The organism is Methanolobus profundi (assembly GCF_900114835.1).
GTDB classification, from domain to species: Archaea; Halobacteriota; Methanosarcinia; order Methanosarcinales; family Methanosarcinaceae; genus Methanolobus; species Methanolobus profundi.
The window spans coordinates 87,898-114,321 of record NZ_FOUJ01000001.1; the positions used below are offsets into that span (position 1 = coordinate 87,898).

The 26,424-nt window shown below is 42.9% G+C and carries 29 protein-coding genes, 1 tRNA gene and 1 pseudogene; 18 read left to right on the forward strand and 13 right to left on the reverse strand.

The genetic code is table 11. The features are described from left to right. Nucleotides 1-20: 20 nt before the first annotated feature. The 3 genes from BM008_RS00495 to BM008_RS00505 all read right to left on the reverse strand — a co-directional run bounded on the left by BM008_RS00495 (nt 21) and on the right by BM008_RS00505 (nt 2,761). Complete coding sequence (locus BM008_RS00495; protein WP_091931688.1) at nt 21-1,127, reverse strand: protein-glutamate methylesterase/protein-glutamine glutaminase; 1,107 nt, start codon at nt 1,125-1,127, stop codon at nt 21-23. 1 nt (nt 1,128) lies between these two features. Next, the gene (locus BM008_RS00500) at nt 1,129-1,485 is read right to left on the reverse strand and encodes a response regulator (RefSeq protein ID WP_091931690.1); all 357 of its coding nucleotides are present in this window, start codon (nt 1,483-1,485) and stop codon (nt 1,129-1,131) included. A gap of 337 nt (nt 1,486-1,822) precedes the next feature. Then, a complete protein-coding gene (locus tag BM008_RS00505; RefSeq protein WP_091931693.1) occupies nt 1,823-2,761 on the reverse strand; it encodes a nucleoside recognition domain-containing protein in 939 nt (312 codons plus the stop codon). 142 nt (nt 2,762-2,903) lie between these two features. Here BM008_RS00505 and BM008_RS00510 point away from each other — a divergent pair, with 142 nt between their 5' ends. From BM008_RS00510 to pyrG, 3 genes are read left to right on the forward strand one after another with little or no spacing between them, the layout of a single operon-like run. Further along, nucleotides 2,904-3,086, forward strand: coding sequence for a methytransferase partner Trm112 (locus BM008_RS00510; RefSeq protein ID WP_177187915.1), 183 nt, complete (start codon nt 2,904-2,906; stop codon nt 3,084-3,086). A 28-nt stretch (nt 3,087-3,114) separates the two neighbouring features. Continuing rightward, on the forward strand, nt 3,115-3,813 hold the full coding sequence (locus BM008_RS00515) for a DUF7524 family protein (protein WP_449288716.1): 699 nt from the start codon (nt 3,115-3,117) through the stop codon (nt 3,811-3,813). A gap of 18 nt (nt 3,814-3,831) precedes the next feature. After that, nucleotides 3,832-5,412: a glutamine hydrolyzing CTP synthase gene (gene pyrG / locus BM008_RS00520; RefSeq protein WP_091934034.1), complete on the forward strand. Its 1,581-nt coding sequence runs from the start codon at nt 3,832-3,834 to the stop codon at nt 5,410-5,412. Between the two features lie 40 nt (nt 5,413-5,452). Here the strand turns inward: pyrG and truD are convergent, their stop codons facing one another. From truD to BM008_RS00545, 5 genes are all read right to left on the reverse strand, one after another. Beyond that, the gene (truD, locus tag BM008_RS00525) at nt 5,453-6,766 is read right to left on the reverse strand and encodes a tRNA pseudouridine(13) synthase TruD (RefSeq protein WP_091931698.1); all 1,314 of its coding nucleotides are present in this window, start codon (nt 6,764-6,766) and stop codon (nt 5,453-5,455) included. 14 nt (nt 6,767-6,780) lie between these two features. Further along, a complete protein-coding gene (locus BM008_RS00530; RefSeq protein WP_143072232.1) occupies nt 6,781-7,959 on the reverse strand; it encodes a transglutaminase-like domain-containing protein in 1,179 nt (392 codons plus the stop codon). 38 nt (nt 7,960-7,997) lie between these two features. Next, on the reverse strand, nt 7,998-8,345 hold the full coding sequence (gene pth2 / locus BM008_RS00535; RefSeq protein WP_091931704.1) for a peptidyl-tRNA hydrolase Pth2: 348 nt from the start codon (nt 8,343-8,345) through the stop codon (nt 7,998-8,000). 21 nt (nt 8,346-8,366) lie between these two features. Next, nucleotides 8,367-9,275: a tetrahydromethanopterin:alpha-L-glutamate ligase gene (mptN, locus tag BM008_RS00540; RefSeq protein ID WP_091931707.1), complete on the reverse strand. Its 909-nt coding sequence runs from the start codon at nt 9,273-9,275 to the stop codon at nt 8,367-8,369. A gap of 64 nt (nt 9,276-9,339) precedes the next feature. Next, on the reverse strand, nt 9,340-10,011 hold the full coding sequence (locus tag BM008_RS00545) for a DUF434 domain-containing protein (protein ID WP_091931710.1): 672 nt from the start codon (nt 10,009-10,011) through the stop codon (nt 9,340-9,342). A 259-nt stretch (nt 10,012-10,270) separates the two neighbouring features. Between BM008_RS00545 and BM008_RS00550 the strand changes: the two genes are divergently transcribed. The 3 genes from BM008_RS00550 (at nt 10,271) to BM008_RS00560 (ending at nt 13,191) form a co-directional block, all read left to right on the forward strand. Beyond that, nucleotides 10,271-11,905, forward strand: a complete 1,635-nt coding sequence (locus BM008_RS00550) for a DUF835 domain-containing protein (protein WP_091931712.1) — start codon at nt 10,271-10,273, stop codon at nt 11,903-11,905. A 97-nt stretch (nt 11,906-12,002) separates the two neighbouring features. Continuing rightward, entirely contained in the window at nt 12,003-12,701 is a 699-nt protein-coding gene (locus BM008_RS00555) for an RAD55 family ATPase (protein ID WP_091931715.1), read from the forward strand. A 70-nt stretch (nt 12,702-12,771) separates the two neighbouring features. Next, the gene (locus BM008_RS00560; RefSeq protein WP_091931718.1) at nt 12,772-13,191 is read left to right on the forward strand and encodes a hypothetical protein; all 420 of its coding nucleotides are present in this window, start codon (nt 12,772-12,774) and stop codon (nt 13,189-13,191) included. Here BM008_RS00560 and ftsA read toward each other — a convergent pair whose 3' ends face one another. Beyond that, nucleotides 13,192-14,547, reverse strand: coding sequence for a coenzyme F390 synthetase (ftsA, locus tag BM008_RS00565; RefSeq protein ID WP_091931720.1), 1,356 nt, complete (start codon nt 14,545-14,547; stop codon nt 13,192-13,194). Nucleotides 14,548-16,177: 1,630 nt separating this feature from the next. Then, nucleotides 16,178-16,759: pseudogene (locus BM008_RS15285) on the reverse strand (thioredoxin domain-containing protein); the annotation flags it as partial. Nucleotides 16,760-16,917: 158 nt separating this feature from the next. On the opposite strand from BM008_RS15285, the gene BM008_RS00575 reads away from it, so the two are divergent. Beyond that, the gene (locus tag BM008_RS00575) at nt 16,918-17,619 is read left to right on the forward strand and encodes a PKD domain-containing protein (protein ID WP_091931725.1); all 702 of its coding nucleotides are present in this window, start codon (nt 16,918-16,920) and stop codon (nt 17,617-17,619) included. A gap of 42 nt (nt 17,620-17,661) precedes the next feature. Here the strand turns inward: BM008_RS00575 and BM008_RS00580 are convergent, their stop codons facing one another. Then, nucleotides 17,662-18,141, reverse strand: a complete 480-nt coding sequence (locus BM008_RS00580; protein ID WP_245747893.1) for a hypothetical protein — start codon at nt 18,139-18,141, stop codon at nt 17,662-17,664. 159 nt (nt 18,142-18,300) lie between these two features. Between BM008_RS00580 and queC the strand changes: the two genes are divergently transcribed. From queC to BM008_RS00610, 6 genes are all read left to right on the forward strand, one after another. Continuing rightward, nucleotides 18,301-18,996 carry a 7-cyano-7-deazaguanine synthase QueC gene (gene queC, locus BM008_RS00585; RefSeq protein ID WP_091931731.1) on the forward strand — a complete coding sequence of 232 codons (696 nt, stop codon included), beginning with the start codon at nt 18,301-18,303 and terminating at the stop codon, nt 18,994-18,996. Nucleotides 18,997-19,022: 26 nt separating this feature from the next. After that, the gene (locus BM008_RS00590; protein WP_091931735.1) at nt 19,023-19,580 is read left to right on the forward strand and encodes a DUF366 family protein; all 558 of its coding nucleotides are present in this window, start codon (nt 19,023-19,025) and stop codon (nt 19,578-19,580) included. After that, entirely contained in the window at nt 19,577-20,296 is a 720-nt protein-coding gene (locus BM008_RS00595) for a 7-carboxy-7-deazaguanine synthase QueE (protein WP_342707551.1), read from the forward strand. Before BM008_RS00590 ends, BM008_RS00595 begins: the two co-directional genes overlap by 4 nt. Further along, on the forward strand, nt 20,293-20,640 hold the full coding sequence (gene queD / locus BM008_RS00600; RefSeq protein WP_091934037.1) for a 6-carboxytetrahydropterin synthase QueD: 348 nt from the start codon (nt 20,293-20,295) through the stop codon (nt 20,638-20,640). Before BM008_RS00595 ends, queD begins: the two co-directional genes overlap by 4 nt. Nucleotides 20,641-20,727: 87 nt before the next feature. Then, nucleotides 20,728-21,663, forward strand: a complete 936-nt coding sequence (gene nifB / locus BM008_RS00605) for a nitrogenase cofactor biosynthesis protein NifB (protein WP_091931740.1) — start codon at nt 20,728-20,730, stop codon at nt 21,661-21,663. Between the two features lie 64 nt (nt 21,664-21,727). Further along, entirely contained in the window at nt 21,728-22,699 is a 972-nt protein-coding gene (locus BM008_RS00610) for a methanogenesis marker 2 protein (protein ID WP_091931743.1), read from the forward strand. 62 nt (nt 22,700-22,761) lie between these two features. On the opposite strand, the gene BM008_RS00615 is transcribed toward BM008_RS00610, so the two are convergent. Further along, a complete protein-coding gene (locus BM008_RS00615) occupies nt 22,762-23,070 on the reverse strand; it encodes a hypothetical protein (RefSeq protein WP_394328904.1) in 309 nt (102 codons plus the stop codon). Nucleotides 23,071-23,209: 139 nt separating this feature from the next. Between BM008_RS00615 and BM008_RS00620 the strand changes: the two genes are divergently transcribed. The 4 genes from BM008_RS00620 to BM008_RS00635 all read left to right on the forward strand — a co-directional run bounded on the left by BM008_RS00620 (nt 23,210) and on the right by BM008_RS00635 (nt 24,997). Beyond that, nucleotides 23,210-23,905 (forward strand): radical SAM protein, encoded by a 696-nt coding sequence (locus BM008_RS00620; protein ID WP_091931748.1) that lies wholly within the window; start codon nt 23,210-23,212, stop codon nt 23,903-23,905. A gap of 85 nt (nt 23,906-23,990) precedes the next feature. Continuing rightward, a complete protein-coding gene (locus BM008_RS00625) occupies nt 23,991-24,302 on the forward strand; it encodes a DUF5611 family protein (RefSeq protein ID WP_091931750.1) in 312 nt (103 codons plus the stop codon). Between the two features lie 41 nt (nt 24,303-24,343). Continuing rightward, nucleotides 24,344-24,850: a chorismate--pyruvate lyase family protein gene (locus tag BM008_RS00630; protein WP_091931753.1), complete on the forward strand. Its 507-nt coding sequence runs from the start codon at nt 24,344-24,346 to the stop codon at nt 24,848-24,850. A gap of 75 nt (nt 24,851-24,925) precedes the next feature. Next, nucleotides 24,926-24,997: transfer RNA gene (locus BM008_RS00635), tRNA-Thr, on the forward strand. A 42-nt stretch (nt 24,998-25,039) separates the two neighbouring features. Here BM008_RS00635 and BM008_RS00640 read toward each other — a convergent pair. Further along, nucleotides 25,040-25,306: a hypothetical protein gene (locus tag BM008_RS00640; RefSeq protein ID WP_091931756.1), complete on the reverse strand. Its 267-nt coding sequence runs from the start codon at nt 25,304-25,306 to the stop codon at nt 25,040-25,042. A 485-nt stretch (nt 25,307-25,791) separates the two neighbouring features. Here BM008_RS00640 and BM008_RS00645 point away from each other — a divergent pair, with 485 nt between their 5' ends. Further along, on the forward strand, nt 25,792-26,421 hold the full coding sequence (locus BM008_RS00645; protein WP_218146674.1) for a type 1 glutamine amidotransferase family protein: 630 nt from the start codon (nt 25,792-25,794) through the stop codon (nt 26,419-26,421). The last annotated feature ends 3 nt before the right edge of the window (nt 26,422-26,424 follow it).

Below are 26,424 nucleotides of genomic sequence, written 5' to 3' on the forward strand. Positions count from 1 at the left end.
TCTTCTTTTTCAAAAACATTTTAATCACCGGAGGAATTCAGCATACGTAAGATCTCACCCGATATTCTGTTCAGTGGTACGATACTGTCTGCAAGACCTCTTTGTACGACTGCTTTTGGCATACCATAGACAACACAGGACTTCTCATCCTCTGCAATTGCCTTTCCACCGGCACCCTTTATCTCCTCTACGCCATCTGCGCCATCAGCACCCATTCCTGTCAGAACAGCGCTTACGATGTTCGACCCGTATATCGGGACCAATGACTTGAAAAGTATATTTGCACAAGGCCTTACTCCCTGTTCACGGGGATTCTGGTTGAGCGAGACCACTTCGTGGTATACGCCTCCTTTTTCCTTCGAGACTATCTCCATATGATAATTTCCAGGTGCAAGGTAGGCATGTCCTGCATGAAGTACATCTCCTTCCTTAGCTTCTGTTACAGTTAATTGGGATTGTCCGTCAAGTCTTTGTGCAAGAGATGCTGTAAATCCGGCAGGCATATGCTGGACTATCACCACTGGTACTTTCAGGTCACCAGGTAATTTTGGGATCACCTGTTCAAGTGCACGGGGTCCGCCTGTTGAAGATGCAATCGCAATGATCTTGCTATTTGCATGATGTACGCTCTTTCTTGCAACCGGTTTCTTTTTAGTAGTACGCAAGGCTCTACCTTCATTCTCACGTGATTTTTTCACGTGTTCTTCCATGAACCCGAGTTTCTTCAGGTCCACCTTAGAGGCCATTTTTACTTTAATGCGGATCTCTTTAGCAATATCCGCGATGTTCAAACTTATATTTCCTGATGGTTTCTGTATGAAATCCACTGCTCCATATTCAAATGCGCTTAGTGTACTCTCTGCTGACTTGGAGTCGATCGCTGTTAACATCACTACTGGTGTTGGACATTCACTCATGATATATCCCAGAGCATGCAGTCCGTCAAGTACTGGCATCTCAACATCAAGAGTTACAACATCAGGTCTGTACTTTTCGACCTTTTCTACGGCTTCAAGCCCATTCCTGGCAGTAGCTATTACTTTTATCTCAGGGTCTTCTGTCAGGATGTCCGAGACAACTTTACGCATTAGTGCGGAGTCATCGACTACAAGTACATTGATGGTCATATTAGATTACTTTTCCAATAACTTCCAGCACCTTAGCTGCATCGAATGGCTTAACTATGAAGTCCTGTGCACCGGTTTTGAGTGCATCTGTGACCACGGACTGCTGCCCAATGGATGAGCACATAACTACCTTTGCGGCAGGATCCATTTCCATGATCTTCTTCAAAGCATCGATACCTTCCATATTAGGCATCACAATATCCATGAAGACCAGTTCAGGTTTCACTTGTGGATACTTGTTCACAGCATCGAGACCATCGACGCATTCGGCAACTACTTCATGACCATTTTTTGTTAAAATGTCCTTGATGACCATGCGCATGAATGCAGCATCGTCTACAATCATTACTTTTACCATTTTATTCATATCTCCCATGTTTGGTATCATAATAGGTGTGCAAAAATTGCACTGTATATCGGTATATCGTGGATTGTATCTCCACGTTATTATATAGAGGATTATATAATATATTAATTTATTGTTCCTGGCATTTTCGCTTTTATATAGTATGCTTGATATGTCATATCAAATTAATATTGTTGAAAAAAAAGACCAATCTTCTGTGCAAATTATACCTTCAAAGTATCTATTGTTATATTAGATACAATATTATATATACTATTAATATTCGGCATGTATGCCAATATAATTTATAATGTGCTCTTGGTTTGTTTGATAAAAAAAGCTTAATGGGTTAGCTTGCTATGGAAAGCAATATTATAAGCATGCAGAATCTTACAAGTATACTTATTCCTGTGGAAAAGGCAACTATCCTTATTCCGATCCGGGGGCCAAATATGGATATGTATCGTGGTAAAAGAGTACGTACACTGAACATAGGCAGCATGAACATACTTCCAAGCATGAGCACTATCATTGCCTGTATGTTCGAGATCCCATTGTTACTGATCATGGGGCCTAAAAGTGATATTCCCAGTATCGGGCTTGCAACATAACTTGTAAGTGGGACGATACTTTCCGATGGTATCCCGAATATCTCAGCCAGTGGTAATACACTGAATATCTCAAAGGCTCCTTTCTCCCTGAGAATGAACACAAGTGTTGTCATTGAAAGATATATGACCGCTATCTTTGTGAACAGCTTACGGTTACGCTTCAGTGAGCCTTTGACAGCATCTTTCAGGGTCACCTTCTTCGATGCTATATTCTCATCGTACATACACCTGTTCTTCGTCAGGAATATCCTGCTGAGAATTATGACCGCACTTACCTTGACAATAGCTGTCAATATGAATACCATTACATAGAACCCACCGACCACAGGACCCAGTGCAGGAAGCACTATGGGTATCTGGTATGTTATTATCTCCCTTACATATGCAGGTGTGCTGTTGAGCAATGCACAGAGCATGGTCTCTTTTTCATCGATGCATCCTCCTTCCTTGAAGTTGACCACCATTCCGTTTGCTGCTACGGTAGAACCAAGAGATACCAGAAATGCTGAAGCACATGTGTCAGGAAGATTGGTGTATTTGAAAAGAGGTCTGACAAGACCTGCAAATCTCTGCATGAACCCAAGTTCGATAAGGATGCCTGTTCCGAAAAGTCCCACAAAGATCATTATAAGTATGGGGACCGCAAAATCGAGCACATCGAGGAAGATGGAGAACATGAGATATTGTACGGGTCAGGAAGTAGATTAAATTATCTCTTACTTCCCTGATGATGCCGAATTTAATTGCTGACACTATTATACTGTATACGCGATAGAAAAACCTTATATTGATGATAACGTATTGAAGGGTGGTGATCGAGTGAAAAAGAACCTTATGGATATTCTGGCATGTCCTGTATGTAAAGGGGACCTTGTCCTCAACATAGAGAAAGAGGACACAAATGAGGTTATATCGGGCACCCTGTACTGTTCTGTCTGTGATGAATACTACCCTATAGAGGATGGAATACCAAATATGCTTCCTCCTGATCTCAGGGAATGATAATAGCGAGGAAATTCAATTGCAGCAGGTGCATATTAACAGACTGGGAGTTAATTCGATAGAATTCGAGATGGATACGGTTGAGTTGCCGTTATCTCCCGGCGAGGAACGTAGCTTTGAGATCGTGATGATCAACTACGGTGCACCGACACATGTCAATATATCAGTGAGTGATATTCTAAGGGAAAATATCACTATTCTTGAAGACAATCCATATGTTAAACATGAGGAGTATATTCCTTTGATAGCAAGGATCCCTTATGATGGCAGATTATATTCAAAAGGACAGGTCTTCATTACTGTTGGATACGGTTCAAAAAGAGAGGCTTTTGACCTGAACCTGGGTCATCCGGGGCCAAATGAAAAGAGTTTCGTAGTAGATGTTGATGAGTCATTGTATAAGCCTGCACAGGTATCCAAAGCAGTAAAACCTTCAAAACCATCAAAACCCTCTTCTTCGGGTATGTATGATAAGGACCACTGGAGTGCTCAGCTTCCGACCATTTCGGCTGAAATGGTACGATCGGTATTTGGAATGGCTGCTCCGCATTCATCAATGATCATCAGACTGGTCCTTTTAGTGTTGGTATTATCTGTTCTTGCTGTTGTTATCAGATCGGTTGATCTTTCACAGTTCTTTACTTTTTATCCGTCAGTGGTCTATTCTATATTACTGACGTTCTTTATGGTTTATCTGTTAATACGACTTCCAAATATTCGAAAATAATCAAGGTAGATGATCAATATGAAATATATCATAGTAACTGGCGGAGTAATGAGTGGGTTAGGAAAAGGAATTACTACTGCTTCTATCGGGCGTAATCTCAAGAACAAGGGATATAAGGTTACAGCGATCAAGATCGATCCTTACATAAATATCGATGCAGGTACTATGAGTCCTTTCCAGCATGGAGAGGTATTCGTTCTAAAGGACGGAGGAGAAGTGGACCTGGATCTTGGTAACTATGAACGTTTCCTTGATACCGAGCTTACAAGAGAACACAATCTCACCACCGGAAAGGTGTATGAGGCTGTTATATCCAAGGAACGCAGGGGTGAATACCTCGGCAAGACCGTGCAGATCATACCTCATATTACCAATGAGATCAAGGACAGGATCCGTAGGGTAGCTGCAAAGAGCGGTGCTGATATCTGCCTTATAGAGGTCGGTGGTACTGTTGGTGATATCGAAAGTATGCCTTTCCTTGAGGCAGTAAGGCAGATGCACAGGGAAGAGCCAAAGGAGAATCTGGCTTTCGTTCATGTCACACTTGTACCTATGGACCCACAGGGTGACCAGAAGACCAAACCAACACAACACTCTGTAAAAGAGCTAAGGGAACTTGGTCTCAAACCCAATATTATAGTAACAAGATGTCCTGAACCACTGCTTGAAAGTACCATCTCTAAGATCTCACTGTTCTGTGATGTATCTGAAGAGGCTGTGATCAGTGCTCATGATGCAGATGATATCTATGAAGTACCTTTAATGCTTGAAAAGGAAGGACTTACTGATTTCCTGATGAAACACCTTGATCTCAACTCTGCCGGATCAGATGATTCATGGGCCAATATGGTTGACAGGATGCACAATCTCAAAGGTGAGGTAAAGATCGGTATTGTAGGAAAATACACACATCTTGAGGACTCATATCTCAGTATCAGTGCTTCTATAAAACATGCTGCGATCGAATGTGGTGTGAATTATGATGTCTGCTGGATCAACGCCGAGTCCTTTGAAGAAGATCCTGATTCCATTTCCTCACTTTCAGAGTATGATGGTATCCTTGTTCCAGGAGGTTTTGGTGAAAGAGGTACTGAGGGTAAGATAATGGCTATACAGTTTGCCAGGGAGAACGATATCCCTTACCTTGGTCTTTGTCTTGGTATGCAGCTTTCTGTCATAGAGTTTGCCAGAAATGTAGCAGGTCTTGAGAATGCCAACAGTACCGAGTTCGATGAGGACACACCATATCCTGTGATCGATATTCTTCCGGAACAGGAGAATGTAGTGGACATGGGTGCAACGATGCGTCTTGGTGACTACTATGCAGATCTTAAAGAAGGTTCACTGGCAGAGGAAATATATGGCCAGTCCCAGATAATAGAACGTCACAGACACAGATACGAGGTCAATCCTAACTATGTTGAAAGGATCGAGGCCAGCGGAATGGTTTTCTCAGGTAAGAACAGGAACAGAATGGAAATTGCAGAGATACCTGGCAAGAAATTCTTCTTTGCATCACAGTTCCATCCTGAATTCAAGTCCAGACCTGCCAGACCATCACCACCATTCAAGGCATTCATCCAGTCAATGCTGGACTAAAAAAAGTAGATATATAAGAAAAAGCCCCAAATGTGGGCTTTTAACTCATTTTTAAAGGTTCTGTCTTCATGTACTCTCTGAGCACAGTGGTCGCATAACTTCCCTTCGGAAGGGAAAACGTCAGTGTTGCTTTACTTTTTCCAGGATTCAATTCGTCTTCTCCGGTCTTAAAAACAGGTTCACAGTGAAGTAAGATCTCCCTTCGCAGACCTCTGGATGAGAGTGCAGACAGTTTTGCTATTTTGAACTGCTCCTGCTTCATGCCTGTCTCATTGAATATCTCTTTCTCTATATCCCCGGGTATTTCTGATGCGAATTCGGTCTCATATCCTGCAAGAGGTGCTGTAACAAAAGCTCTTCTCCTTTTGAGAAGATTGTTCATGCCACTTACATTATCTTCGTTCGCTTCCTGCACCTTTTTAACATCGGGAAGTCCTTCTTTGTTCTTGAAGCAAAGGATATCTCCCGGATATGCTTTGTCAAGAGCCAGACCTTTCTCTATTCTTTTGCATATTATGCGGTTGAAGATGTATGACTGGTAAGCATGTATGAACATCCTGCTGATGTTCTCTGAAAGAACAGTAAATGACCCGACAAAATCTCCTGGATTCTCCACAAGGTAATGCATCATAGCTCTCTCATACCTGAGACGCAGTGGATATCTCTTGAGACCTTCTACAAAATCCCTTGTTTCCATCACATAGTCCCTTACTTCTTTCACATCATCTGTTTCATCCGGGAAGGACTGGGCAATATATGTGAGGGCAGCTGTTTCAAAATCCTCTTTGAGGATATGTTCTCCTATTGTATGGGTTACAGGTCTGATCGCCCCAAATCTCTGTATGCCGAAGAAATTAGGAACGCCACCAAAGGAACGTATCTCATCTGTAGTTTCCTGAAGTGTTCTTTCCAGTTCTGCAGGTTTGAGGTCTATATCCCTTATCGTTATACTGAACTCGTTACCATAGAGGTCGCCAAGTCCTATCGACCGGCTGGACCTTCCAATGACCTTCAGTTCTACATCTTTCAGGTGGAATCCCTCGATATCTTCTTCCGAGATATCATATATGCTTATCTTCTGGGTGGTCCTGGCCCTTTTATCCTTGGTTCCGGCAAATCCTATTCTCTTCTGGCTGATGCCAAGTTTGCGGGACATGTCCCTTATAAGGTGGTGCATATCCCAGTTAGTCTTTGTAATTTCAAGTATGAGGTGTTTCCCGCTGTCGCCTTCTTCGCGGTTGGTGATCTCATTGACTATGAAATCCTCTGGTTCCTGTCTGAGCACACCTCCAATACCTTCGGTGTGTGTACTGTAAAGCTCAATTCCCATCTTCTTTTCGATCGGTGGTATCATTTATTATCATCCTGTTATTCCTGGGGTGCAATATCGATAACTGTGACCGTACTAGTGTTCAGGAATGTCCAGCCCTTATCAGTTGGAGCGGTTCCCCCCGGGAGTCCGCCTGCATATATGCTTGATGTCGGGTCCAGCATTAGCCATGAACCGTACTGGTCAGTTGTGTAGTATATCGGTACTGAACCGTAGTATTCTCCAATTGCACTTGCTATTTCTTCAGTATCATTGCCAATATATACTGCTGTAAATGCATGTGTGTCTGTAAGGTAGACCCTTGAGGTCCCTCCAATGGACTCGATCAATGATGAAAGAAGTATTGCATAGTCATCACAATCGCCAGCTTCTACCTGGATGGTCTCTCCTGGTGTGGACCAAAGGTCCTTTCCTCTGGGGTCACTTATGTATAATATATTCTTTTTCGTGTCATCGAAAAGAGCGCATATCTGGTATATGTTATACTGGCCCGGATATTTCTTTGCCGAGGCAGCAGCCATAGTGCGTACATCTACGTCATATGGGTCTATCATATCATTGACCAGAGTGAAGAGACTTTCAGGGTTCGATGTGTATTTTGGATCCTGTATGTCAACACTTTTCGAGACATCTATGGTGATGTCATCAAAATCCTGTGTTTTGTAGTCATGCCATCTCTCGGTGTCTGTCTGTGCCATCATTGACATCCGTGGTCTGAGCTCCAGTTCATTGACATCATCCGGTACATCCAGGGATATGATCCCTATATTCTTTTCTTCCCCTGGTTCAATGCTGACCCCTGTATCCTGCAGTACAAGTTCATTATCTGCTACCATCAGAAAACCGAACTGGTATATGAAAATAGAAGTGTCTCCCATGTTCTTTACATAGACACTGATAACACTCTCACTATTCTCGTAGAATTGTGTGTAAACATAGTAACTTGATACTTCAAATCCGGGTGACCTGTCAGTGAGATCATCCGGGACCTCTTCGTACTTATCGACCTGCTGTTCAGTTGTGACAGGGACCGTAAGGTCGTTACTATCAAGCTGGTAATAGTCCTCGCTCTGGAAAATATTCACAGATGAAGGATTGAAAATGTCCCCTACTTTGTTCATAGGTTCTGTGAGGCATCCTGAGGAGAACACCGCTCCTGCCAATGCTATACACAATATTATCCTCATCAGTAAATTCGTTTTTGTATTATTTTTCATACTAACCCCCGGGAGCGAACGTGGATCTTGCACACTGATCACAGAAGCTTCAGGTCACCTGTAACTCTGTCAAGGTCCTCTTCCTTCGCAGGTCCGATACCAAGCACTGTAACTGTTCCGGGTGCTATTTCCGTACGTCCTGCATCCTGTATGAGTGCGGTTGGTAGTCCTTCTCTTCTTGCAACTTCCTTCAGTTCGAAGAGATCCTTTAGTTTCGGTACCCTGAGTACCACTTTCTTCTGGCCGCCTTCTTTCCATTTATCAAGGGTATTGCGGTCGGCCCATTCAGATGCAGATACTGCAGCATGTGCAACCTGTACGGCAAGTTTGCCTTTGGATAGTTTAAGATCGTCCCTGATAACAATGCACTGTTTATATTCGCTCATTTTTATCCTTTTTCCAGACAGTTATAGCCTGTTCTCTATGGTGTCTAGTATATGTTCTGCAACGTTGATGTTCAGGGAACTGTAGATCCCTGCTCCCGACGGAGTAGCATTGACCTCAAGGACATAGCATCCTTCTTCACCTTCTATCAGATCCACTCCAGCGTACACAGCTCCGATAGCATCAGCGGCATCAATGCAGATACGTTCCTGTTCTGCTGTAAGTTCACATCTCTGTGGGCTGCCACCCTGGCTGAGATTGTTTATCCAGCAGCCATCAGGTGCTTTTCGATAGATAGAGCCAGCGATCTTTCCGTCGATAACGAATGCCCGGATATCCCTGCCGGGGTTCTCTATGAATTCCTGTATATAAACAATTCCTTTTTCTCCTATATAAGATGATACAAGGTCATAGACTTCCGCAGGGCAAGATGTTCCGTCCGGGGCCAGAACTACATTGTCCTTTATGCGTTCTATCCCGATCCCCTTGTATCCGAAAACAGGTTTGAGGACAACATCTCCTAATTTACTGATGATCTCTATTGCTGAATCGGTGTCCTGTGTGACAAAGGTATGTGGTGTGGGAATGCCTGCTTCTGATATAAGGCAGCTTGCATGGAACTTGTTTGCTGCATTCTGTATTGCAGCAGGTGGGTTGATCATTATCTTTCCGTTCTTGGCCAGGTCCTGAAGCACGTCAAAACGGAAAAGATGAGCATCATTGCTGCCAGATCCCATATCCCTTATGATGAGCGCATCAAGGTCTGAAAGGTCTGTTCCGTTGGTCGTATGTTTAACATCTCTGGAAATATATGTTTCCAGTTTTCCAAGGTCCGGACAGACGGTCTGGAAACCTCTTTTTTCTGCCTCACTTATCAATGCATTCGCGGTCCAGTCATTTGGATCAGTGACCACGATCCCCAGTTTCTTCATGTGTGGCCATTAAAGTGTTCTGTGTTATTAGATTTGTTGCTTATATCCAGGTCATGGTAAGTTTTCATCTTCCATCCATTTTCATGGCAATACATCCGGGAATATCTATGACGTTCCTGACGGCATCTATTATAATTCCATCCGCAGTAGCAACTACCTTTTTTCCATCACATGTCTTCAGGTCATGATCAACATGTTTTGATGTTCCTGCATTGCCTTTTATGGATAATTCCTTCATCCTGCTCCTGATAAATGAAGCCAGTTCACCACTATGTTTCATCTGGGTGTCAAGAAGGATATCAGCCTGTTCCACCTCTGCCACGGCAAGAAAAGATAACATTTTTTCCACAGCTCTGCTTGTGAATATGTCGTTGGAATGATTTCTGAAAACTCCTCGTACATCCCTCAAAAAAGAATCATCTGCAACAAACGTTCTTTCTTCCCGAAGCAGGCTTTCCAGTGTAATGAGCACATTATATCCGTCTACCAGGACCGTTCTTCCTTTTAGTTGTTCACATCGAAGTTTCTTTTTTTTACGTTCAGAGGCTGTGGCAGATGAACATACAGTACGGGCAAGTATGTATCTTTCAGTCTGTGGGATCCTGTGATGGTCACAGACAAATCTGATGGCACTATCTTTTCGATATCCTCTTTCCAGAAGGTAGCGGATATCTGTGGCAGCTTCATCTATTCTTCTATGTGTTCTATTCTCTTCCGGGAGATTCTTTTCTGGCATCAGGCATCTAGTTCAATTCTGTACTTTTGAGAATTATATGTGTCGGGACACTATTATACTGGACCTTGCCCAATATCTGAATGCAGATGGTTTTGATGCTTCTTTACATGACATGTATTTGTTAATGGTCATTTTTATACGTTGAATTGCATATTTCGCGCTTTGTTTATATAGAGTAAATATTATACTGTCATATAAGTTCGAGATAGTGTTTCTCTAACCGCTATATTAGCTAATGTATATTCTATGAGTGAACGGGATGGATGAGCAAAAGAAAGGAAAGGTACTGGTAGTCGATGACGAGGCTATGAATGTCAGGCTGCTCGAAGCATATCTTATACATGATTATGATATTATTTCTGCATCTGGTGGAGTTGAGGCTTTGGAAAAGGTCGAGGCTCACAACCCGGATATAATCCTTCTTGACCTCATGATGCCTGATATCACCGGTTATGAGGTTTGTAAAAGACTCAAGAATAGTGAAAAGACACGTTTTATCCCGATCATCATGGTCACAGCTCTCTCAAGCCTTGAGGACCGTATCAAAGGTATCAATGCAGGAGCAGATGACTTTCTGACAAAACCACTTGACAGGCTTGAGATCAAGACAAGGGTAGGTTCTCTTCTGCGGATCAAGAAGCTTCATGATGAGCTCATCGCTGAAAGGGATCAGGCACAGAACTATCTGGACCTTGCAGGTGTAATGCTCCTTGTTCTCGATGAGAATGGTATAGTGAAGCTGATCAACCGGAAGGGCTGCGATATACTCGGTTATGATGAAGATGAAGTGATCGGCAGTGACTGGTTCGACAGTTATGTTCCCGAGATATTCAGGGACCATGCCCGTGATGGTTTCCATAAGTTACTTTCGACCGAGAACGCAAAGAATGGATATTTTGAAGTTCCTTTCATCAATAGCAATCAGCAGAAGAGAATAATGAGCTGGAACAATATCGTTCTAAAGGATCCTGAGGGTATCATCAATGGTCTGCTTGTGTCAGGTGAAGATATAACAGAAAGGCTGGATGCGGAATCCAAGATCAAAAGAGCGAACGAGTATCTGGACAATCTGTTAAAGACATCTCCAATAGCCATACTTTCCCTTGATAATAAAAAGAAGATCGTAACAGCCAATAAGAATGCGGCAGACCTTCTTGGTTACGATGTAAGTGAACTTATCGCAAGGCATGTACGTGATCTTGCAGATGATGTGGATCAGCTTGAATTCGCTGATAAGAAAGACTTTGAGATGGTGTTCTTCACCAAGCACGGTGAAAAAGTACGGATGAACGTCTCAACCTCGCTCCTTGAGGAGGAAGGTGAAAAGCAGGGTCTTATAGTTACACTACAGGACCGCTCTCGTCTGAGGGGTTTGTTCATCACTCCTCTGACAGAAGATGTAGAAAAGGATACTGAGGACACAGAGGTAGAGCTGGAAAGTGGTTATGTCTATCTTCTTGATAGCGAACATCAGGAACAAAGCTATCCGATATTCTCCGAACTTGTCAAGAGTGGAAAACCCGGACTCTGTATAACAAGAAGGAATCCTGATAAAGTACGTAATATGTATGGTATCACAAAGACCCCTATTGTGTGGTTGACAAAGAACAAGATAGAGGGTCAGCAATCGATAGATTCCACTGAGATCTTCAGGATCTATCCTACTATTGCGGATTTTGTCGAGAAGGTGGATGATGGTGTGATCCTGATGGATGGTCTCGAATATCTGATACTTGATAATGACATCATGTCAGTGGTCAAGCTAATTGAGCAGACCAACGATACTATAATGGCTTCCGGTTCCCGAATGATCCTGCAACTGGACCCTGAGGTTCTGGAAAAGAAAGAGTTCCATCTGTTAAAAAGGTGGATGAGGTCCATATCGGGCGAGTAGGCAGGTTCCATATTCCTTGCCATTAAAGATATATATTATTTTTACGCTATTATACTTACTTCTTTTTTTATGGACATTGGAAAGAAAGAGGGGTATAATGCGATTTGTGGATACAATAGAAGGATTGAACGAGGTCTTTGAGACCGATATACCCAAAAATAGTGTTGTGCTGGTTACAGGTGCAGCGGGTACATTGAAGTCCGGGTTTACATTTCAGGTTCTTTCAAACTATCTTGAGCAGAAAGATGAGTATGGCCTGTATATAACTCTGGAACAGAGCAAAGAGAACCATCTTCAGAATATGGACAGCATGGGCATAGCCCTGTCTAACAGGTTGCATATATCTGATTTTAGTGATTACAGAGTTCTTTATGATGATTTCTCCGATGACCTGTTGAGTATCCTTGAAGAGAATATCCTTCAGTTCAAGAAGAATATCGGTGAGAAATGTACATGCATAGCTATTGATTCTCTTGGGGCGCTTTATTCTCTTTTAGATGTTGAACCCCGGGACCTGAGGAAAAGCATGTATAAAATGCTTGAGACATTCAGGCGTGAAAAGTTCACTACATTCCTGATCCTTGAAGAAGAGAAATTATCAGGCATGGCAGACCCCTCAACTGGTATGGAAGGTTATCTTGCGGACGGTATAATCGAACTTGGTCTTCAGCTCAAGGGAAATGTTGCCAACAGGTATCTGAGGGTAAGGAAGATGAGAGCATCATCTCATAGTATGGAACCATGGATCCTTACGGTATCGGACAAAGGTCTGAAGGTCTATAAAGGTAACTTCTAAGCTCAATACTAATATTTTTATATACAGACCTTGCATACCTCTGTTATATATTTAAGGGGGTTTAAAGGGTATGTTCACACAGTTCAACCAGGCATTTTTCAATCTATTGTTACAACTGTTATCAGTTATAGTACTGGCAGTTGCGGTTTCACAGGTTTCGAAGGACCCAATGCGCAAACACTGCCATCTTGTAAGCGTTGCCGTGTTACTTCAACTTCTGTCTATCCTTGCCTTTATGTTCCCTTCCATGTCAACCCTCCGTGATATAGGGGTAGGCTCTTCCCTTCAGACACAGATGTACCTTCATCACTTTGCAGGTCTTGTGGTGATCTTGTTCTCCGTATACATCAAGCTTGCAGTGGATGGCAGGATAAGGCATATAGTGAACCCGTTCTCTCTGATGAAAATAACCCTTGCTATCTGGATCCTTGTATTTATCGGAGGTCTCAGTCTCTATTTCTCTCTCTGGGAAGGCATTTCTTTTATCTGATCACCTGCGGTCAACTACGCGCTTTGGTCTGCCTTTAACACGATAGAATTCCAGATCTCCTGGTCTTGCATAGTTGAACAGAATGTTCAGGCTTCCGTCTATGTAAGAGTTCTCCAGCCCTTTCTTATAGGCAAAGAAGGAGCTGAGGAAGTTATCTTTGATGAGTTCCTCATCACATCTTTGCATATCATTGCACTCCATACTGACCCGCAGGGTTGTTTCGCCTTCATCATCCCCTCCGTAAAGGAAAGCCTCGTATTCGCCGGTGAGGTACTCCATGTTCTCTCTCTGGAAAACACCTTTCTCGATATCTACCCTGTTAAATGGGGTTCCTGATACCCAGAAGGTCTCAGCCTCCCTTTCAGGGTTCATTATCTTCATATGCGTTCTTCCACAGGCACATTTGTCCCGGCTCATAACCACTGTGGTGTCTTCAGTGTCATAGTTGATGAGCACGTTACCACCTTTTGCTCCTACTGGCAACAATGTTGTGAGCACAGCCCTCCCACATTCACCATCTTTTACGAACTTGTCCATGTGCGGGTCATATACATCAAGATGAATTAGGTCCTCTGGAACATGCAGGCCACTGATGTCGGTGCATTCTCCACACATGGTCCCTTCTGTGCTGCCGTATGTGTTGTATACCTCACAATCCCATATCTCGGAGACATAGTTCCTTGATTCTTCTGCAAAGCTCTCACCTCCTATTACCAGACGCTCGATGCTGGAACTTTTAGGATCAATTCCCTGGTCTTTCATTCTTTTAGCAAGGCGGATGAGTTTGAAGATACTACCGACTATGGAAGTAGGTTTGTAAGAGTCCATGATCCTTACCGGGAATGTACATTTACCCTCTGGTATCATGGTCATACCAATGCTTTTGGCTGCAAGTGTCATGGTGTTCGCTCCTACGTTCATACCATAGGATGCACACACGATCACACGGTCCTCTGGCCCGAAACCCTGTGACCTGAAACTCCTTGCATATTTCTCTGCGTATCGTTCCCAGTCGTTCCATGTAAGGAAGAATGATTTTGGTGTTCCGCTGGTCCCGCTGGTCTCATGAACCGTGAAAACATCTTTCCAGTCAACTGTTCTGAATCCAAAGTCCTCTTTCTCAGGAGGCTGGTTCTCACGTATGATCTTTCCCGATATGATGGGAAGTTCCAGAAGGTCTTCATGGGACTGGATATCAGATGGTTTGATATTGTTCTCTCTGAACCATCTCTTATAGAAAAGTGAGTTCTCTGCTGCATAGTTAACAGTGTATTTTATCCGTTCTTCTACAAGCGCGTCGAGCTCGCTTCTTTCCATTGTCTCTATTTCGGGGTTATAGAAGTTCCCTGTGGTCATATAGTTCAACTCTGTGTTATATGTGTGAAAGTGCTTCTATCTGCTCTTTGATCTCTTCCTTGTCGTTGGATGGCAGTTTGCATGTATGGTCCTGGCATATATGGATCGTTGTCTTTCCATCTTTCATTTCCATATCCTTGGTGAAAGCTGCTATTTCTGATATCTTTTCCATTTCGTTCATCTTTTTGAGAAGCAGGACCTTTTCAGGGATGAATCTCTCATTTATGAATTCGATCATATCTCTAGTATCTGTTCCATCCTGGTCACCTACGATCACCATTTCTACAGATGGCTTCAGGGCAATATCCACAGCTGACATGAATTGTGTGTAACCTATGGGTGCAGAACTGACCTTATCAGCAAAGCTCTTCATTGTCTTAAGTGCAATATCTTCAAGTTCGGGATCACCGGTTATCTTTGCCAGCTTAAGGAGGTTCATGATACAGACGGAGTTGCCTGAAGGGATGGCACCGTCGTAAACCTCTTTGCTGCGGAATATGAGTTCTTCTGCTTCGTCAGAAGTGTGGAAGAACCCTCCTTTCTCGTTATCAATGAAGTGGGTGAGAAGATAGTTGTTCAATTTTAATGCCTGTTCCAGATACTCGGTCCTGAAATTCGTCTGATAAAGTTCTATTAGTCCCCATGTAAAGAATGCATAGTCTTCCAGGAAAGCATCGATAGCAGCTTCTCCATCTCGATATCTGTGCTTCATCTTCCCATCGGTTCCGGTCATTTCCTTCATGAAGAAGTCTGCTGCATTCGTTGCCATTTCTGCATATCCATGGTCATTGAACGCCTGTGCAGCTTTGCATAGTGCTACGATAGCAAGTCCGTTCCAGTCAGAGAGTATCTTATCATCCTTTGAAGGATGGATACGCTTTTCTCTTTCGTTGAAGAGCTTTCTTCTTGCACGCTCGATGGTTATTATGATATCTTCCATATGTTCTGGCTTCTCTGCTGTGATCTCGTCCATGCTTCTTGTCATATGGGGTATATTCATTCCACGGAGCACATTGCTGTGTTCTTCGACAAAGTTACCTTCAGTTTCGATGTTGAACACTTCATTGAAAATGGTGGCATCTTCCTCTCCAAGCAGGTCGTCGATCTCATCTGCCATCCATGTGTAGAACTTTCCTTCTTCTCCCTCGCTATCAGCATCTTCAGCTGAATAGAATCCTCCATCAGGAGAGAGCATATCTCTTTTAAGGTAGGTCAGTATCTCCTTTGCAGTGTCCCTGTAGGCTGGGTTTCCTGTTGCCTGGAATGTTTCAGCGAGTGCTATGATCATCAATGACTGGTCATACAGCATCTTTTCAAAATGAGGTAGTAGCCAGTGTCTGTCTGTAGAGTATCGGTGGAAGCCAAAACCTATCTGGTCGTAGACACCTCCCATCCTCATTGATGCAAGTGTCCTTTCCACCATTTCCAGTGCATTTGCATTTCCGGTCCTTCTCCAGTATCTGAGAAGGAATGTCAGGTGGTGTGGTGTAGGAAATTTAGGTGCTCTTCCAAATCCTGCGTACTCATGGTCAAAGCTTCCTTCCAGTTGCTGGTACGCAAGGTGTAACATATTGCTATCTATGTCCGTACCAAGTTCTTTTTCTTCATATGATGATACTGCAGCAGTGATCCCGTTGGCACTGTTGGTAAGTTCCCCACGCTTGTTCCTCCAGAGGTCTGCAATAATGGGTACCATCTCAAGCATACCTGGCATTCCCTGCCTGCTTTCTCTTGGGATGTATGTGGCTGCATAGAATGGTTTTTTCTCAGGTGTCATAAGAATGGTCAGTGGCCATCCTCCTCTTCCTGTAAGCGCCTGGCATACTGACATGTAGATATTATCTATATCCGGTCTCTCCTCACGGTCGACCTTTATGCAGACAAAGGAATCATTCAGAAGCCGGGCGACACTTTCGTTCTCAAAGGATTCCTTTTCCATTACATGACACCAGTGACATGTGGAATAGCCGATCGACAGGAATATTGGTCTGTCCTCTTCTTTTGCCTTCTTGAATGCTTCTTCTCCCCAGGGATACCAGTCCACAGGATTGCGGGCATGTTGCAGAAGATAAGGACTTTTTTCATTAATTAGCCTGTTATTCTGATCTGGAACTATATTTTCTTCAGTTGTCAATGTATCACTCCCGGCATATAATTTGTTTTTCAGTACGCATATATTAGGTTCGATCTTAAAATAATCTCCTGTGAGCATGCCTTCAAATTATGTTTTTTACAACTTCTTCACATTACAGATCGTATATATCATAATGAGCATCACTTTTGAGAGTGCACGAAAGTTTATATAGTACTCTAAACTTAACGATAAACTAGGTAACATTTGGATTATTGCAAAAAAAGGTGGTACAATTTATGGATAAAAGATTGATCTTACCGATCATTATTATGTTTGCCTCAGTGCTGCTACTTAGCGGCCTTATTAATTTCCAGGCAGGCCAGGCACAGGAGGATCCTGATGCCGGTGACGTGTTTCCAATAGTGGATGACCCTACGGTCGTCACTCAGAAAGCAGATACTTCCCCTGCAAAACAGACAACTGCAACTTCTAATAACTCAAGTCTGGTAGCTCCGGCACCAGCACCAACAGCCACATATTATGGTGGTGGCGTTTTCTCCTCAAGTTCTGTAGATGATGATGAGAAGAAGACAACTGTAGCTGAGACAGAGGAAAAGACCACTGTCATTGTCGTAGCAGATTTCTCATATGAGACTGACTGCCTGACAGCTAATTTCACTGATCTTTCAGAGAATGCAACTTCATGGGACTGGGACTTTGGTGATGGAACAGTTTCAGAATTGCAGAACCCTGAGCACACTTATACTGCAAATGGTTCATACACTGTCAGTCTGGTAGCTTACGCTGATGACACTTCCAATAATGCTTCGACCGAGAAACTTGTGATCGTCGAATGCAGTGAGGAAGAAGAAACAGAAGGACCAACAAAGGAAGAACCAACAAAAGAATATCCAGAGGAGATCCCTGAGTTCCCTACTGTAGCAATACCTATGGTAGCGATCATCGGTATGGCATTCTTCTTCAGCAGAAAACAATGATCTGGTAGGATAGGAAACATGAAAACCGTCGAAAGGCGGTTTTCAATACATTACTTTTGTGAAGCCACCTATCTGTTTTTTACAGATCCCTGCGTGCATACTTTCATCTTTTATTAGTTGTTCCATATCAGACAGGAAGTCACTGGCATCATTTTCTTCAGGGAGCAGCTCTTTTATTATTTCGGGATCAGTATTGCTCATATCCTTGTAAACGTTCATTGCTAATATTTCATACTTCATAATTATCCTGAACATCTCAGGACTTGCCAGTCCGTCAAAGTCGAATATGTGTTTTGGGAGCCCGGGTGGTGCTTCTGTCGGGATATTGATATTCCCTTTTATGAGCCATTTCTTTATAATCTCTCCATGCTGGTCAGAATCATGTGATAATGTCTCAAGTGCTGCTACATTATCTTCCATCATCTCGATGCGTGCTTCCCATGTCCCAAGTTGCTCCATTTCAGCTTCTATCCAGTACATTCTCTGGAGCAGTTTTTCAAGGCTTATCTTATCTTTGATCACTGGCAAAATTATTCCTCTTAATTATATATGTTATTTTTATATTTATCCTTTTTGAAAAAAACGACGATGGGTTTTTATAATTATATGTTCTTTAAGTATTCCTTCAATAATACTGGAGTATTATTAGCTACCTATCACTAATTATCTGGAGGATTATCTATCAGTGCAATTGCTTTGTTAAGTAGTGGTCTTGATTCTGTTACTGCTGTGACCATGGTCCAGCAGCAGATGGATGTCAGGATGGCACTTATATTCAACTATGGTCAGCGTTCAGTTGAACGTGAGATCCAGAATGCGATCAAGGTCTGTGAAGAACTGGAAATAGAATATCGCATACTTGACATTACATGGATGAAGGAAATAACCAACACATCCCTTGTGAATACAGATTCTGAAGTACCTTCTATTAGTATGGATGAGATCGCTGATGATGCAGACCCCTCTATTACTATTGAATCTGCTAAAGCTGTCTGGGTACCGAACAGGAATGGTATTCTAATAAACATTGCAGCAGCCTATGCCGAAAGCATGGATTGCGAGTGCGTTGTTGTGGGCTTCAACAAAGAGGAAGCAGTGACCTTCCCTGACAACTCTGCAGAGTTCATTACTGCAATGGATGATTCTCTCTCCTATTCAACACAGAATGGTGTAAAGGTGTATGCACCTTTGATCGGAATGGACAAGAAAGAGATCGTTTCAAAGGCAATGGAGCTTAAGGCTCCTCTTGAATACAGCTGGAGCTGTTATCATGGTGCAGATGTACCATGTGGCGAATGTGAAAGCTGTACCAGAAGAAGAAGGGCATTCGAAGCTGCAGGTGTCAAAGACCCCCTCCTTGAAAGGCTTGGAGAATAAAGAACATTCAACATTTGGTGTAACTAATGGAATGCATAATCCTTGATAATACCACAGATTATGATGGTAGCCAGATATCATCTCTCTGGGCCTACAATCTTGCAGATGTTCAGTCAGACTCGATAATTGCATTCAGAGGTGGCTGTGATGTTAAGATCGAGCATATGATCGATCTTGAGGACAAGAAACAGGGAGATATGATATTCTCCACTGATATGGTCCACTTCATCATAGAGCACTTTGACTCTACCGACCTGAAACTGGTATATGCAAGACAACGTCTGTTCACTGCAATAGTCAAAGAGATCCTTTCGGAATATCGTTCTGATATTTTAAGAAAAGGTGATGATCTTTTCGTGGATGATAAAAAGCTCACCGTGTCTATTGCCAGTACATCAGCGGTTTCGCAGAAGATCCATTTCGGGATAAATGTAGTGCATGATCATTACGGTAGTTTTGAGGACCTTGGACTTGGTAGTGATGACGTTCCTCTCGTAATGGAGTACATTGCCAGACTTTACTATAATGAGTTCATCGATATCGAGAAAGACCTTCGCAAATCCAGGCCATTGGATGTGATATGATGGAAGCATCCCTCAGTGAGATATTCTGCTCTGTGCAGGGTGAAGGTCCATATGTAGGATACAGGCAGGCATTTGTCCGTTTTACCGGATGCAACCTGAAGTGTAACTATTGTGACACTCCTGTAGGTGCTACAGAATATTGTAAATTCGAGGAAGTTCCGGGTAGCAATGTGTTCAGGGATGTTAAAAATCCTCTCTCCCCTTCAGAGGTAAGCGAGATGGTGAATTCCTATTCATCTCTGCATTCAGTATCGCTTACCGGCGGTGAACCTCTCTTATGTGCTGATTTCATATCTTCGATGGAGACCAATGCTCCACTTTATCTTGAATCCAATATGACCCTTCCTCATATGGCCAAGAAAGTGAAGGACAAGGTGTCCTATGTTTCAGGAGATGTGAAGCTTCTTCCCCATTCATTGCTTGATGATCCGGAACTGCATCTTGACAGGACCATTGAGTGTTTCAGGACACTTAGGACAACAAAGGACAGGGATTGCTTCTGTAAGATAGTAGTGACCAGGGATACATCAGCTGATGAGATAGAGGGCGTTGTAGGTGCAATTTCAGGCTATATATCAAGCCTTATACTACAACCTGTTACACAGAAGGATATGCAGCCTGAACCAGGATATATGCTGGAATTGCAGGAGTCCTTCCTTAATGAAGTTAATACTAGAATAATACCACAGACCCACAAAATGTGGGGGTGCTTATAATGAAAATGAGACTTGGAGTAATCGATCATATTGATAGTGCCCATTATCTTCCAGGGCATGAGACTTGCGGAATAGTACACGGACACACCTACAGGACGGAGATCGTCATTGAGGGAGAGAAAAAGGAAACCGGAATGGTCATGGATTTCTATGAGATCAAAAAGGTCATAAAAGAGGTCCTTAAGGAGTACGATCATGTGCTTCTGAATGACATACTGGAGTTCCCAAGTGTCGAGAACCTGTGTGAGCATGTACACGCAAAGATGTCTTCACGGCTTGCTTTCCCTATGTCTGTAAAGATGTGGGAAGGCGAAGGTAAGTGGTGTGAAATAAGTACCCTTTAAGAGGGTCCATACAAAAGTATATCTAGTAGTTTCCCTTAAATTGAGCCGTGTTTATTGGAGCTGCTAAGAGCTATAGGAGCTATTAAAATGGAAAATGAAAAAGACGTTTGTGAAATAGAAATTTCCAAGGATGAAGATGTCAAGAGAATGATCGCACAACATCCTTGTTATTCCAAAGAAGCCCAGCACAAGTTCGGCAGGATCCACCTTGCAGTAGCTCCGAAATGCAATATTCAGTGTAATTATTGTGATCGTAAGTTCGACTGCGTAAATGAGAGCAGACCTGGTGTTACCAGCGAAGTACTGAGCCCACAGGCAGCTCTTGAAAAGACAAAGCAGGTACTGGAAGCCTATCCTTTCATAAAGGTAGTTGGTGTTGCAGGGCCTGGAGACCCATTGGCAAACGATGAGACCTTTGAGACACTGGAGCTTATCAAGAAAGAGTTCCCTGATGTAACTCTCTGTCTGAGTACAAATGGACTGAACCTTCCTGATAAGATGCCTGAGCTTCTAAGGGTCGGAGTTACTACGCTGACCGTGACCATGAATGCAATTGATCCTGAGATCGAGGCACAGATGGTAAGTCACGTATCTTACAATGGGAAGATCTACCGTGGTCTTGAAGCCGGCGAGATAATGGTGAAGAAGCAGCTTGAAGGTATCAAGATGGCTGTGGAGGCAGGTCTTGTTGTAAAGGTCAACACAGTGCTTGTACCCGGTATCAATGATGAGCACATAATTGAGCTTGCTAAGAAGATCAATGAGCTTGGTGTCTTTATCATGAATGTGATGCCACTTATCTGTCAGGCACAGTTCGCTGATAAGGTCGCACCGACACCAGCAGAATGTAAGGCTATTCAGGACAAGTGTGCTCCTTATGTCCAGCAGATGAGACATTGCCGTCAGTGCAGGTCCGATGCATATGGTCTTATAGGCCAGGATATGTCACAGATGAGTGAAGAGCGCAGGAATGTCATTAAGCTCGACGCAAAAAAGAAGACTTGTTCAGGTGAGAAGGCTTAAGCCTTTTCACTGAAATTTTACTATATACAACTATTAATTCTATTATCATCGTGCAGGTGTTTTTTTGAATATTGAAGAGCTTGCAGCAAGTTTAAGGGACTTTGAAGGGGTCACCCGAAAAAAGCCAATTGCAGACATAGTGAGCATTTTTGAATCTGTCCGGTCCGAATACGGCGAGGTCATCGATGATTTTGGAGATGATGCTGCAGTAATTGATATTGGCACAGATGATGTAATACTCTTTGCGGCAGATGCAATCTGGGGCAGGATAGTCAATAAGAGTCCATGGTGGACAGGTTACACTTCAGTTGTTGTGAATGTGAACGATATCTCTGCAATGGGGGGCCGTCCTCTTGCAATGGTCAATGTCATGGCTTCCAGTGACCTTGAGTCTACTGAGGAGATCATGCGTGGTATACGGGATGGTATAAAGAAGTTCGGTGTACCTATGGTCGGAGGCCACATGCATCCTGACACTCCATACAACTCTCTTGCTGTTGCTATCATTGGTATCGCAAAGAAGGACTGTGTTATCAGAAGTGACAGTGCAAGACCCGGAGATCTTGTCATAGTTGCCTATGATATGGATGGCAGGGTTGGAAAGAACTCTCCATATAGCTGGGATACTACTTCTTTTAAGGAAGCAGATGTGGTTCGTGAGCGTTTCATGGTCATGCAGGAGATCGGGGAAAAGAAACTGGTGACCGCTGGGAAGGACATTAGCAACCCTGGTACTATCGGCACACTCGGTATGCTCTGTGAAGTGAGCAGGGTGGGTGCTTCAGTGGACCTTACAAAGATACCAAGGCCTGAAGATATAGACTTTGACCAATGGCTTAAGATATATCCGGCAACAGGTTATGTTGTCACTGCTAAAGAAGAGAATGCTGCTGAATGTATTGAGGTTTTTGAGAATGCAGGTCTCAAAGCAGCAGTTGTCGGTAATATCAATGATAGTCAGCTAATTGACGTCTATGATGATACCGGAAAGGCTATTGCCTTTGATCTGAAAAATGATAATATAACAGGAATATGAAAGGACAGGCAAGTTGCCTGTACTGATCCATATTATTTATTTTTATAATCTCAATTTATGGCCTAATCGCTGTTAGCCCATTCAGTCAGTTCTTCGTGAAGGAACTTCTCTGCAGCCTGAACTTCAGAGAGGACACCTCTGAGGGCTATTACTTCTCTCTCATCAATATCCACGATATGGACGCTTATCTTCCTTTCAACTGGTTCAAGTTCAAATTCTTCGACAAGGTCGTAGATGATGTATGATGGAGTTCCTGGTGGGATTATAAGGTCATAAAGGTTTTCAAGATCTTTCTCAAGAGGTTTTATTGCCTTTTTATCCTTTGATTTCTCAAGATCTTCAAGTGTTAATTTTTTTGCCAATGTGATCACCGTCTTTTCTGAATTGATGGTGGAATACACATAAAAAGTGATCGCTGCATTTTGAGGGGGTTTAACTATTAATACTGTTAATTACAAATTTGCAGATAGTTATGGTATGTGAGATGAAAATGATATTTGGAGGCTATAAATGAGACTGATAGGTCTATCAGATGAACAGGGCCAGATAAGGATCGAGTTTGGCGGATGCAATATGAAATGTCCTTACTGTGTTCATATACACCAGCCTAAAAAGGAATGGACAGTTGATGAAGTGCTGGATTATGCAGGTAAGTCCACCACAGAGAATGTCTATCTTGGAGGTGCAGAACCAACGTTACAAAAGGACCTTCTTCCGCTTATCGAAGGTCTTCACAAGATCGGAAAACGTGTCATATTGAAATCCAATGGTATGAAGCCGGACATTCTTGAAAGTGCAGTTCCTTTCGTTCATGGTTTTGTGCTTGAGATCAAGGCTCCGGGTGATGATATTGAGGGAATTATGGAGCTTACCGGTATGTCACGGGAGCGTACTGAGAATTATGTGAAGCTTCTCAGGGAATCCATGGATATTGCTAAGAAGAAATGGCTCAGGGTCTGGATAAGGGTGATACCTGAGTATGTGAATGCTGAAACGATGCCGAGGATCCTGCCTGATCTTGAAGGTGCCTCAGAGGTAATGTTGTACCAGTTCATGAGCAATCCGGATTTCGATTTGCCTTTCATGGGTCATGAAGGACCTACGCCTTCCTGGAGGGAGATGAAGGGATTGGGTGAGATGATACTTGGAACGGTCCCTCAGGTAAGACTTGTAGGTGAAAGGGGAAAACTTGTGTTGAAGAAGTGAATCTTTTAGGTGGTGCCGGGGCTGGCTTTTTATAGGGGCACCGGTACATTTATTCGTCTGAAGAATGTTATATAGGGTGATCGAAATGCAGGAATACAAGTTAAAGCGTGGTTTTAAACCCGAGATGGATAGGATTCATGAATGCCTCGAAGAGGCTTTCCCAAGTGAGATCAAAGAAGAGGATGGTAAGTTCGTTACTTCTTATGGTGTTCTTTCCAAGATCACTGTGTGGATAGAAGGTAAGAAGCTGGCTGTTGATACTGTGGCTGATACTACTCTTACAGATGATGAGCTTATTCTTGATTCTAATAAACGTTTCAGGGATTTCCTTTTGGGTGCTACTGGATACACTGCTAAGGAACGCCTGAAGCAGGCAAAGAAGGAAGTTTCCAAGTAATTTTCATTCCTTTTCTCTTTTTGGCACAGGGATAGTCTAACATGGAATTCCTCGAAAAACTGAAGAGCTTTGAGATTCCCACATGCCTCAGGGTGTGTGCAGGAACTGATGGTTCGGTGACCTTTCTGCTGGAGATAATGACCAAACATCCTACTGCGGTTGTTACAGAGTACCAGCATATCATTCCGGCAGATGAGAAGATGGCAGACATCTTTGGAGTTGATGTTGGAGCGGATATCAATGAGCGTGTGGTCACTCTCATTGCAGGTGATACTCCTTATGTATTCGCCCGCTCTCTGTCAGCTATTGAGAACATGCCTGATGTCGTTCGCTGTGATCTGATGAAGGCCGATATCCCAATAGGCAGGATTCTTCGTGATCATAATATCGAGACCAGAAGGGACTTTGAAAGCATTGATATCGAGGATGATGAGCCTCTTTTCGGAGCGCAAAAGGTGCTATCCCGTTCATACCGTATCGTTCATCATAATGGTGTCCTGATGTGGATCAACGAGAAGTTTCCTGTTGATGACCGCTGGTGCTTATAAATCATCCCTCTTCCAACCGAAAACTTATTAATTGATCATGTCTATCAGAGGAGAGCACCCCAATACTCATTCTGTGCCTCGGTGGCTTAGGGGTATAGCGCGTCCTTGGTAAGGACGAGGTCGTGGGTTCAAATCCCACCCGAGGCTCTTTCTACTAATGATTCAAATCCCTTAGTTAATCTTTTGTCTTCAAATATTAAATACCTGAAAATGCCGGAAAGCATGTATATTATTTTCTAAATGTCCACATGCTGTATCATATGTTCCCCAGGCACATGCATTACCCAGAATAATATTCTTGAGTACTATATCGGGATGCAGATCATGGGGTTGTGTTTCAATGAAAGGCTGCACATCGTATGTTGTCAATGCAGATGTTCTGTGTTCTTTGCGGTATTGGTCAATCTTGTTGTATAGCTCCTGTTCATTCTTTACCGGGTCGGAAGTTTTGATCATGTAAAATGAGTATGACCTTTGTATATATGGTGATGTGCCAGGCGCGGTGAAAGTGATAATAAGGGATCATTTGTCCTGTGGGTCTATTATTTTACTGATCATATCGCCACATTTATAAAAAACACATATTAAAAAGATTTATATGCAATCAACTTATTTTTGCAAACGGTGGTATGATTTCCGATAGTATAAAGATAGTGTTCATCATCTTTTTGTATCTGTTGATGATGCTTTCTATTGTTCTGGTGGCAGGACTTAGTGGTCGCTGAGCGTAGCTTGCGAAAGAATGACATTGATAGTTCAGTGTTTTCTCTGGTCTGATCAATGGTCGAATGCTTTATTCATAGTGTTGTATTACGCTAGTTGCCCTCATTCTCATAGATCTCATTGGTCCTGTTCATTATTAAATAGCTTACCGGATGGTAGAGTTTTTAATACTGTTATTGCATTTCATACTTGAATGCTTATTATAATGGGGAGTCATCATGACAAAAATAGCTTATCTTTATGTGTTTGATACAATGGCAGATTGGGAACCGGGTTTTTTGATAGGTGAACTGAATACGGGCAGGTATTTCCAGAAAGATGCGGAGAAATACATTGTCAGAACCGTTGGTATCACAAAAGATCCTGTAGTTACTATGGGTGGAGTACGAATTTCACCGGATATCGGTATTGATGAGTTCAAGACAGCTGATGCTGGTGTGTTGATACTTCCTGGTGGGAATACATGGCTTGAGGATATTCACGATCCTTTGCTGGATAAAGTAAATGAGTTCCTGGATACAGGTATCCTTGTGGCAGCCATATGCGGTGCAACAATGGGTCTTGCAAAGTATCAACTTCTTGATAGCAGACCTCATACCAGTAATGACCTCGGCTATCTGAAGGCCGTTTGTCCTACATATGGCGGAGAAAAGTTCTATCGTCAGGATGCAGTGGTAGCTGATGATAACCTTGTCACTGCTTCAGGTGTTGCACCACTGGAGTTTGCTCATGAAGTGCTAAAAAAGCTTGGTGTATTTTCTCCAAAGACACTGGAAGCATGGTATCAGCTTTATGTTACACATGAACCGCAGTATTTCTATGAGCTGATGGGGTCGCTGGAGCAATAGAAT

Bases quoted from the DNA above. Each gene is read 5' to 3' on its own strand.
- BM008_RS00545 (WP_091931710.1), bottom strand. From the start codon at position 10,011: ATGCCAGAAAAGAATCTCCCGGAAGAGAATAGAACACATAGAAGAATA.
- pyrG (WP_091934034.1), top strand. From the start codon at position 3,832: ATGAAATATATCATAGTAACTGGCGGAGTAATGAGTGGGTTAGGAAAA.
- BM008_RS00560 (WP_091931718.1), top strand. From the start codon at position 12,772: ATGTTCACACAGTTCAACCAGGCATTTTTCAATCTATTGTTACAACTG.
- BM008_RS00500 (WP_091931690.1), bottom strand. From the start codon at position 1,485: ATGGTAAAAGTAATGATTGTAGACGATGCTGCATTCATGCGCATGGTC.
- BM008_RS00550 (WP_091931712.1), top strand. From the start codon at position 10,271: ATGGATGAGCAAAAGAAAGGAAAGGTACTGGTAGTCGATGACGAGGCT.
- BM008_RS00530 (WP_143072232.1), bottom strand. From the start codon at position 7,959: ATGAAAAATAATACAAAAACGAATTTACTGATGAGGATAATATTGTGT.
- BM008_RS00505 (WP_091931693.1), bottom strand. From the start codon at position 2,761: ATGTTCTCCATCTTCCTCGATGTGCTCGATTTTGCGGTCCCCATACTT.
- BM008_RS00555 (WP_091931715.1), top strand. From the start codon at position 12,003: ATGCGATTTGTGGATACAATAGAAGGATTGAACGAGGTCTTTGAGACC.
- BM008_RS00645 (WP_218146674.1), top strand. From the start codon at position 25,792: ATGACAAAAATAGCTTATCTTTATGTGTTTGATACAATGGCAGATTGG.
- BM008_RS00575 (WP_091931725.1), top strand. From the start codon at position 16,918: ATGGATAAAAGATTGATCTTACCGATCATTATTATGTTTGCCTCAGTG.
- ftsA (WP_091931720.1), bottom strand. From the start codon at position 14,547: ATGACCACAGGGAACTTCTATAACCCCGAAATAGAGACAATGGAAAGA.
- mptN (WP_091931707.1), bottom strand. From the start codon at position 9,275: ATGAAGAAACTGGGGATCGTGGTCACTGATCCAAATGACTGGACCGCG.
- nifB (WP_091931740.1), top strand. From the start codon at position 20,728: ATGGAAAATGAAAAAGACGTTTGTGAAATAGAAATTTCCAAGGATGAA.
- BM008_RS00590 (WP_091931735.1), top strand. From the start codon at position 19,023: ATGGAATGCATAATCCTTGATAATACCACAGATTATGATGGTAGCCAG.
- BM008_RS00620 (WP_091931748.1), top strand. From the start codon at position 23,210: ATGAGACTGATAGGTCTATCAGATGAACAGGGCCAGATAAGGATCGAG.
- pth2 (WP_091931704.1), bottom strand. From the start codon at position 8,345: ATGAGCGAATATAAACAGTGCATTGTTATCAGGGACGATCTTAAACTA.
- truD (WP_091931698.1), bottom strand. From the start codon at position 6,766: ATGATACCACCGATCGAAAAGAAGATGGGAATTGAGCTTTACAGTACA.
- BM008_RS00595 (WP_342707551.1), top strand. From the start codon at position 19,577: ATGATGGAAGCATCCCTCAGTGAGATATTCTGCTCTGTGCAGGGTGAA.
- BM008_RS00495 (WP_091931688.1), bottom strand. From the start codon at position 1,127: ATGACCATCAATGTACTTGTAGTCGATGACTCCGCACTAATGCGTAAA.
- BM008_RS00625 (WP_091931750.1), top strand. From the start codon at position 23,991: ATGCAGGAATACAAGTTAAAGCGTGGTTTTAAACCCGAGATGGATAGG.
- BM008_RS00640 (WP_091931756.1), bottom strand. From the start codon at position 25,306: ATGATCAAAACTTCCGACCCGGTAAAGAATGAACAGGAGCTATACAAC.
- BM008_RS00630 (WP_091931753.1), top strand. From the start codon at position 24,344: ATGGAATTCCTCGAAAAACTGAAGAGCTTTGAGATTCCCACATGCCTC.